This is a genomic window from Bacillus sp. 2175 (genome assembly GCF_057812155.1).
Window position 1 is genome coordinate 2,216,877 of the sequence record NZ_CM173819.1, and the last position, 9,735, is coordinate 2,226,611.

Here is a 9,735-nt window from a genome sequence, read left to right on the forward strand (position 1 = left end):
ATGACCAATGAGGAATGTTATCCATTAAGCCATCCGCAGCGAAGAATATGGTATACAGAAGTTATTCATTCTGATAAAGGAATATGTAATTTAAGATTTTTATTTAAACTTCATCGGAAAATGAACTATTCAAAATTAAACCAAGTTGTGAATCGCGTTATCAGTGAAAATGACGGTCTGTGCATTAGGTTAAAAGAAAATGGGCATCAGGAACCGAAACAATATTTTATTAAACATGAAGAACAAGAATTTGAGTTTTTTGATTTCAGTAATGTGGAGAATACAAATTTGCTTGAGGAATGGATTGAGCAGAAAACAAAAGAAACGTTTACATTATTTAATTCCAATTTATACTATTTCGCTTTAATAAAATTAAACGATAATGAATGTGCAGTCTTTGGAAATGTTCATCATATTATTATGGATGGTTTATCAATTCAAATATTTACTGAGCAGATTGCAAAATATTATTATGACATGCATAACGAGAATGAGGAAGGCGAAATTAAAAATTCATATGTTCAATTTCTGACCAATGAACAAACATACTTGAATAGTAGTCGTTTTCAAAAAGATCAAAAATTTTGGTTAGAGGAATTTAAAACACTGCCATCTATGACCGGGTTGAAGCCTTATAATACGTACCAAGTTAGTACCAAAGCATCACGTGAGACGTTTATATTAACGGAGCATTTGAAGAGAAAGATAGAAAAATTTTCTGAAGATTACAATTTTGGTTTATACACCCTTTTTGTTGCTGCTTTCTCGTTGTCCATGTATCGGTGGACCTCATCGTTTGATATTGGTTTAGGAATGGCTTACGGCAACCGTATGACTAAAATGGAACGAAAATTGATTGGAATGATGGTGAGTACAGTTCCTTTAAGAATGGATATTGATCCAGAAGAAGAAGTACTTTCATTTATTAGTAGGGTGTCCAGAAAACAAAGTAAATCATTAAGACACCAGAAATATCCATTTGATTTGTTATTAAAGCAGATTAATAAAGAGAATAACAGTAATGTGAGACTTTTCGGAACTACGATTGATTATAGGGATCGTGATGAAAGTGGTGACTCACTATGGATTCCAAACCGTGAAGAAGTACAAGATTTTGCAGTGCATATTGAAAATCTAATTGATATAGACTCTTTACATGTACATATTGATTATCGTGAGGAGCTATTTTCTAAGGAAGAGATAAAACGGTTTTTTAACGTGATGTTAGCGATAATGGAAAACACTTTTGAAAACCCAAAGCAGAAGGTGGCTGAAATAGAAATCATTTCTGAGGAAGATAAAAGAAAAAGTTTAGTTGAGTTCAACAATCCTAAACTGGATGTCCCGCCTCAAGTAACTATTCATGAAATGTTCGAACGGCAAGCGATGATTTATCCAAATGCTATTGCAGTTACGTATGAAAAAGAAAAAATTACTTATAAGGAGCTTAATGGACGTGCAAACCAGTTAGCTCATTATCTGCAGAAAAAAGGAGTAGGACCTGATACTTTAGTTGGACTGTGCGTTGAACGTTCCCACGAGATGATTGTAGGTATTTTAGGGATTTTGAAGGCTGGTGGGGCTTATGTCCCACTTGATCCAACATATCCAGAGCAACGACTTCAATATATTTTAGAAGATGCTAGCATTCAGTTATTCGTAACGCAAGAAAGTTTAAAAGAATTGAACTGGTTACCAGAAAATGTTGAGTCGATTTGCCTGGATCGTGATCAAGATGAGATTGGGAAAGAAAGTAAGACTTTGCCGGTTTCTAGTGTCGGTCCCAAAAATCTGGCATATGTAATCTATACTTCGGGATCAACGGGAAATCCAAAGGGCGTTATGATAGAACATCACAATGTCATTCGGTTATTTAAATCGACGGATTGTTGGTATCAGTTTAATGAAAAAGATACTTGGACGCTTTTTCATTCGTATGCATTTGATTTCTCAGTATGGGAAATTTGGGGAGCGTTATTATATGGTGGAAAATTAGTTGTTGTTCCGTACTGGATTAGTCGATCACCTAAGGATTTTTATCAATTATTGGTGGAGGAAGAAGTCACAGTTCTAAATCAGACACCTTCCGCATTTCGACAATTAATACAAGTGTGTGAACAAGAAGATAAGAATAAAAATTTGCAGCTGCGTTATGTCATATTTGGCGGAGAAGCGTTAGAACCTACTAGCTTGTTACCGTGGTTTCAAAGGTATGGGGAGAAAAAACCACAGTTAATTAATATGTATGGAATTACAGAAACTACAGTTCATGTTACATATTATCCAATTACTTTAGATGATGTGCAGCATGTTTCAAGAAGTAATATTGGAAAGCGGATTCCCGATTTAGAAGTGTATATACTAGACGCTTATCAACAACCTGTTCCTATAGGTGTTGATGGTGAACTTTATATTGGCGGGGCAGGGCTTGCACGTGGGTATTTAAATAGACCTGAATTAACAGCAGAGCGTTTTATATCTCATCCATTTAGTAGTGATCTGAAAGCAAGATTATACCGGACAGGAGACTTAGCGAGGTATTTGCCAGATGGGAATCTAGATTATCATGGAAGAATTGATCATCAGGTTAAAATACGTGGTTTCCGAATTGAGATTGGGGAAATTGAGTCTACTTTACATACATATGCATATGTAAAAGAGGCAGTTGTAATTGTAAGAGAAGATCAGCCAGGCGATAAACGATTAGTAGCATATGTTGTAGGAGATGGAAATGTAGATGCGTGGAGAGAATATCTTAAAGCGAAACTACCAAGTTATATGGTTCCTTCGGGATTTGTGGCGATGGAAGCTATTCCACTTACAACTAACGGTAAAGTTGATCGTGAGGCCTTACCTATGCCGGAGGAAAAGCAGATTAATAGTGAATGTGTTGGCCCTCGGAATAGTAACGAACAAATACTAACTACCATTTGGAAGAGAGTATTAGGTGTTAAAAAGGTGGGAATCTATGATAATTTCTTTGAAATTGGTGGCGACTCGATTCTCAGTATTCAAATCATATCTCAAGCAAGTCAAGTGGGGTTAAAACTGACTCCAAAGCAAATGTTTGAATGCCCAACTATCGCTGAGCTGGCACAAGTGGCTATAGAAACGCAGGGAGTACAAGCGGAGCAGGGAATTGTGATAGGTGATGTGCCTCTTACTCCAATTCAGTGCTGGTTCTTCGAGCAAGAACATCCACATACAGAGCATTGGAATCAATCAATGCTTTTAAGAGTAAAAGAAAGATTGGATGTGAAATTACTAGAGGGAGCGATATTAAATTTACTGAAACATCATGATGCTTTACGTTTCCGGTACGAACAGTTACCAAACGGAACGTGGAGACAGAGAAATGAAGGGACTGATGAGCTGTCAGTACTCCATGTTGTAAAACGGAATCAAGTTAATGAAAAAGAGTGGAATAAAATAATACAAGAAGAGATGAATATTCATCAAGCTAGTTTCAATTTAATTACTGGTCCGTTAATGAAAGTAGTGTACTTTGAAGATAACTTGACTGAAAATGATCGAATATTCTGGGTGATACATCATTTAGTAGTAGATGGAGTGTCATGGAGGATTCTATTGGAAGATTTACAGGTGGTATATAACCAGATGAAACAAGGTCAAGAAATTCGCTTACCTGCGAAAAGTACATCTTTTAAAGAATGGTCTGAACGACTTCAGACATACAGTGATTCGGGTATTTCAAAAGAAGTAAAGGATTATTGGAATGAACAAGTAGAAAAAGAAACGATGAAAATTCCAATGGACTATCCAATACAAGAAACGACAGAAGAATCGATTGATCAAGTGACGAGGACTTTAGGAATAGAAGAAACACAAGCATTGTTTCACGAAGTTCTAGTCACTCATAAGACAAGGATTGATGAGGTACTATTAACGGCATTAGGACAAGCTATCGTCGATTGTACAAATCAGCAAACCGTTTCTATTCATCTAGAAGGACACGGGAGAGAAGAGATGATTGAAGGTATTGATTTATCAAGGACAGTGGGCTGGTTCACGAGTATTTATCCCGTTCATCTCAATTTTCAAGGAACTCAGACACCTATTGAAGGGTTAAAGGCAGTCAAAGAGCAATTGCGTCGAATCCCAAATCGCGGAGTTGACTATGGCATTTTACGTTACTTGAATAAAGGATTACTTCCGTTTTATCAGCAAAAGCCTTCAATAAGCTTTAACTATTTGGGCCAATTTGATCAGGTGTTTTCAAGGGACTCTTTGTTTATGCAAGAGACAGGATTTACATTTTTAGATCATGCTCCAGATTCCAAACCATCTCATCTAATTGATGTTATCGGAATGGTGAAAGATGAAAAGTTACATTTTATTTGGATGTATAGTAGGAAACAGTTTTCTAAATTAAAAATTCAAGTGATAGCAGATGGTATGTTGAGGCATCTTCGTCAACTTATAAATAAACCAACAACAGAGTCTGCTTTTACGGTATCAGATTTTGCTGATGCAGAGGATCTTACGGAAGAAAGCTTGAGCAAAGTATTACTTAAATTAACAAAGAAGAGGGTGTAAAAATGGGAGACGTTATTGATATATATGGTTTATCACCTTTGCAAAAAGGAATACTGTTTCATACTTTATACGATCAAGATGATGAACATTCTTTTTCCTATATTGTACAAGTAGGTTTCTTGCTCGGGGGGCAATTGGATGTTGATACTTTTGAAAAGGCTTGGGAATATGTTATTAATCGACATGAGGTTTTACGTTCAGTATTTGTATGGGAGGAAGTAGAAAAGCCACTACAAGCGGTTTACCAACGTCTTCCTTTTACTATTCATCAAGAGGATTGGAGCACCTATCCACATGAGGAAAGGGTGAAGAAATTACAACAGTTTTTGAATGTAGATCGTAGAAAAGGATTTTTATTGGATGAAGCACCATTGATGAGAGTCACTGCGATCAAAGAAGCAAAAGAGGAAACGAGAATTATTTGGACACATCATCATATTTTGCTAGATGGATGGAGTGTGTCATTGGTCTTTAGTGAAGTGATGGAAGTTTATCTCAAGATGATAAAGGGAGAATTATTGACTCTTCCTAAATCTCTTCCTTATAAAAAATATATCCAGTGGATAAATAAACAAGATCAAAGTCAAGCAGAGGAATTTTGGAAAGAAGAATTAAAAGGGTTCTATGCACCTACGCCATTAGCAATGGAAAGAAAGGATCAAGGACAAGAGAAGGGCTATGGAGAGTGTGTTTATCAAGTATCTGAGAAACTTACTGAGAAGTTACAAGAGTGGGTACGAAATAGTCGATTAACGTTGAATACGTTAGTACAAGGTGCATGGGCTTATTTGATGAGTAGGTATAGCGGTGACAGTGACGTCGTATTTGGCGTAACTAGCGCTGGACGTCCTACTGATTTAATGGGAGCAGAGAATATGGTGGGGCTATTTATTAACACATTACCTACCAGAATTCGATTAACGGATAATACATCAGTAGTAGATTGGCTTCGTAAAATACAAATGAAAGAAATGGAACGAAGACAGTATGAGTATAATTCGTTGATAGATATTCAAGGCTGGAGTGAGGTTCCGCGAAATAGCTCCTTATTCCATACCTTGTATGTGTTTGAAAATTATCCAATTCAAGGTGAGAGAAATGATGATTTAAGATTACTAGATGTTACAAGCACGGAACAAACAAATTATCCTTTAACACTCATTGTAATGCCCGGTAAGAAAATTACTTTAAAGTTGATGTATGATCGAAGCTATTTTAATGAAGAAACAATAAATCTGATTCAGAATCACTTATTGCAAATATTAATTCAGATGACGAAGAGCCTAGATTCAAAACTATTTGAAATTACTCATTTAACAGAAGAAGAACAGATACAGTTACTAGAGGAATGGAATCATACTCAATTTAATTATTCGGCTGAAGGCATGATTCATACGATGTTTGAGGAGCAAGTTAAAAAAACACCGGAAGCAATCGCGGCTAGTTACGAAAATGAACAAATTACCTATAAAGAGTTGGAGAAGCGTGCAAATCAGCTAGCTCATTATCTACAAAAGCATGGTGTAGGCCCAGAGTTTCTAGTTGGGGTATATATGGAACGTTCATTACAAATGATGATAGCGTTATTAGGTATTCTAAAATCAGGAGCAGCGTATGTTCCACTTGACCCTACTTATCCAGAGAGTCGACTTCGATATATATTAGAGGATGCTGGAATCGAAGTACTAGTGACGGAAGAGAATTCTAAAAATTTGTTTGTATCTGAAAATATAGAAACGATTTGTATGAATAAAGATTACACTGCAATTGAAAAAGAAGAATCAACCCCATGTATAAGTGGTGTAACAGGAGAAAATTTAGCGTATGTTATGTATACTTCAGGATCTACAGGGAATCCAAAGGGAGTAATGATTGAGCATCATTCAGTAATTAATTATCTAGAATGGATGCAACATAAATATCCGCTTTCTGAAAAGGATGTGGTCTTGCAGAAAACGCCATTCTCATTTGATGTCTCTGTTTGGGAATTGTTTTGGGGCATTCACGTTGGTGCAAGTGTATCTTTCCTACCTCCAGGTGGAGAAAAAGATCCTTCTATTATAGCTGAAGTGATTAAACAACATCAGGTTACTATAGTTCAATTTGTACCTTCGATGTTATCTGTTTTCTTAGACCACTTCAATCATATTGAATTGAATATGAATTGTTCGTCCGTACGCCATGTATTTTCTGGTGGAGAAGAACTAAGTTCAGGGTTGGTTAGACGATTTCAACAGAAATGGAATTATAGTGGACAAGTGAAATTAACCAACTTTTATGGGCCAACTGAAGCCACTATTTATGTGAATGCATTTGATATTCAGCCTAATCAAGAATTTGTTTCTATTGGGCAGCCAATACAGAACACGCAATTATATGTATTAGACCAAAATCAACGCTTGCAATCAATAGGAATTGAGGGTGAGTTATATATTGGTGGTGCTGGTTTAGCACGTGGATACTTAAATCGTCCGAATCTTACTGCTGAAAAATTCGTTTCGCATCCATATCGATTTGGGGAACGACTATATCGAACAGGAGATTCAGTAAGATATTTAACTGATGGGAATTTAGAATTTATAGGTAGAATGGACCACCAAGTCAAAATGCGTGGTTTTAGGATTGAATTAGGAGAAATTGAAGCGACTTTAGAAAAATGTTCGTTTATTAAAGAGGCTGTCGTATTAGTTAGAGAAGATCGTCCAGGTGATCAACGATTGGTTGCATATGTAATAAGCGATGGAAATACCGAGGAGTGGAGAGAGTATTTACAAAAACAATTACCAATAGTGATAGGTAAGGTTTTGACATCATCTCCACCTTTTCCCCCACTTCACACCGTACGTGAGACTTTCACCTCATACGGCGCTCCATCTAATTCAATTGACCAACTTTTGTATTGAAGCAAAGATAGGATGTCGACGCGCTGATATTCTCAGCTTGTCAAACATCACTTTCTTATCTTCAATAATGTCGTACTTATTTAAGATTGATTTTGCCTTATCTGAATCATCGCTATGAATTGCTATGTGTATGTCTTCTAGTACAATTACCAGATTTTCATAATTGTCCTGTCCCCCAAATTCCAACGGAATTTTATGATGACAGTGCCAACCTACTAATCCAACTTCTTGTTTCGTAATTGCACATTTTCCATACTGTGCAATAAACTTTGCAATTCTGTTATCGTTGTATTCTACTGTTCGATGCTTCATATAAAAACGATGTACATGTCGGAGTGTCTCCCTATCTACGGCTTTTAGCGTATCATGTATTTTCTCTCTACCTTCTTTTGTATAATTTGAGATAGACTGAGTAAAATTTCTAGCCGGTTTGTGCTTCTGCGCATGGATAGGTAGTAATACGATGTCTTTGATTTTATACAATTTAGGATTGTATCGTTTATATCTTTTCCTTAATACAGTCGACATGTCACTCTTAGTGGCTTTTTTCCAATCTCGCCTCAGTCGATTATAGAGTGTTCTTATGAGATGGCAACTCATGTGATCTAGATCGTGATTAATATGTGTGGCGGCTGAATAATAATTTTGTATTCCCATTACAGTCGTGTTAAATCGCCATACTGATTCTGGTGTTTGTTCTCTGCTTATATCTTTAACAGCCTTTTTCAGCTTGCTATACGCATGTTTTCTGGATTTTACACACATTCTGCTATGAGCCACATGTTTGTTTCCTTTCTTATTTGCCTTAACTGTAAAGCCTAAAAAGTGACTCGCTTTTTTCCTCAAATTTATAATCTTTGATTTTTCAAGGCTAATATCCAGATGTAGGCGTGTTCTAAGAAAGTCTTTTGTTGCTTCAAACATTTTTAAAGCCGTTACATAATCACGACATAATATTTTTGCATCGTCTGCATATCGAATTAAGAAACATTCCTTTAATTTGCTTTTCTTTAGCGCTCGATATTTTTCACTATTTCCCTTATATGGATGTGAGGTCTTTATCGTTTCCCATTGGTTACTTACCCACCAATCTAATTCGTTGAGTACGATATTAGATAGAAGCGGACTTAGTATTCCTCCTTGCGGAGTACCTTTTTGAGGAACACCCTCATTTACAATTTCTGCTTTCAGTAGTCTTGAAATGATAGAAAGTAATTTCTTATCTCGTATACCTATCGTCCACAATTGCTTTAGAAGTTTTCCATGATGCACATTGTCAAAGAAACCTTTAATGTCTATATCCACACAGTAGTGAAATCCGTTTCCTTTTCTATTCACTAAAGATTTCATTCTCGCTAGTGCATGATGTGTACTTCGGTTAGGGCGAAAACCGTAACTATGGTTATGAAATTTCGCTTCGCATATTGGTTCCAATATTTGCAATACACATTGCTGAAATAATCTGTCCCATATGGTTGGTATCCCTAAAGGTCTACGGTCTCCATTTGGTTTTGGTATAAATACGCGTCTTACAGATTGTGGTTCATACCAACCAAACATCGTTCTTACTTTTTCTATCACTTCATCCGTTGAAAGCATTTTAATATCATTAATTGTCATTCCATCTGTTCCAGCTGTCAGACTTCCCATATTTCTTTTTATATTTCGATATGCTAAACGTATGTTTTCATCCATCTTCATAAGCTCTATTAATTTATAAAAGTTGTTACCGTTTTGACTTTGCTGATACAAGTCATCTAGTGTAGACTGCATATCATAATATTCAGCGTGTCTAAGCTTTTCAGTTTTCTTTATAAGTCGGATCTCCTTTCAGAGTTTACCTTTTTTAGTCTCACAAGAACCTTATAATTCGACTGCGTAGCTTGTTGAAACGGTTGGTCAATCTTTCATCAGACTAATGGCTATCCCTCTGCAATGTTTCCATTGCTTCACCGGTACTATGCCATCACTCTCACCACCATAAATGAAGGTTATACGTTTGCTAATCTCACAAACACCTTCCCTTCAAACACTTCCTCGAAGATAAGTTCTCCATGTTGGTGGCTTTCCACGTTCCATTATTTCTATCTATGCATAACACTTTTAGGGTTCTCCTTTAAGCCTACTGACTTGATGTCGCCTATAACGACATATGGACTTTCATAACAACTATTTTTACTCATCCACATCAGCACCACGCTCGTGGCACACACATTTCTATGTGTCATCGTTCTAGACCCGTACATTCGAAGATTCGTCAGATTCTGCCTACCCG

2 protein-coding genes and 1 pseudogene are annotated in these 9,735 nt (G+C 36.4%); 2 read left to right on the forward strand and 1 reads right to left on the reverse strand.

Annotated elements, in window-relative coordinates; genetic code table 11:
• Positions 1 to 4,557, forward strand: a complete 4,557-nt coding sequence (locus tag ACXKY9_RS11785) for a non-ribosomal peptide synthetase (protein ID WP_000180429.1) — start codon at positions 1 to 3, stop codon at positions 4,555 to 4,557.
• A 2-nt stretch (positions 4,558 to 4,559) separates the two neighbouring features.
• Positions 4,560 to 7,343, forward strand: a pseudogene (locus ACXKY9_RS11790) (non-ribosomal peptide synthetase); the annotation flags it as partial.
• Positions 7,344 to 7,436: 93 nt separating this feature from the next.
• Here the strand turns inward: ACXKY9_RS11790 and ltrA are convergent.
• Entirely contained in the window at positions 7,437 to 9,233 is a 1,797-nt protein-coding gene (gene ltrA / locus ACXKY9_RS11795) for a group II intron reverse transcriptase/maturase (protein ID WP_003275463.1), read from the reverse strand.
• Positions 9,234 to 9,735: the final 502 nt, after the last annotated feature.

Bases quoted from the DNA above. Each gene is read 5' to 3' on its own strand.
- ACXKY9_RS11785 (WP_000180429.1), top strand. From the start codon at position 1: ATGACCAATGAGGAATGTTATCCATTAAGCCATCCGCAGCGAAGAATA.
- ltrA (WP_003275463.1), bottom strand. From the start codon at position 9,233: ATGCAGTCTACACTAGATGACTTGTATCAGCAAAGTCAAAACGGTAAC.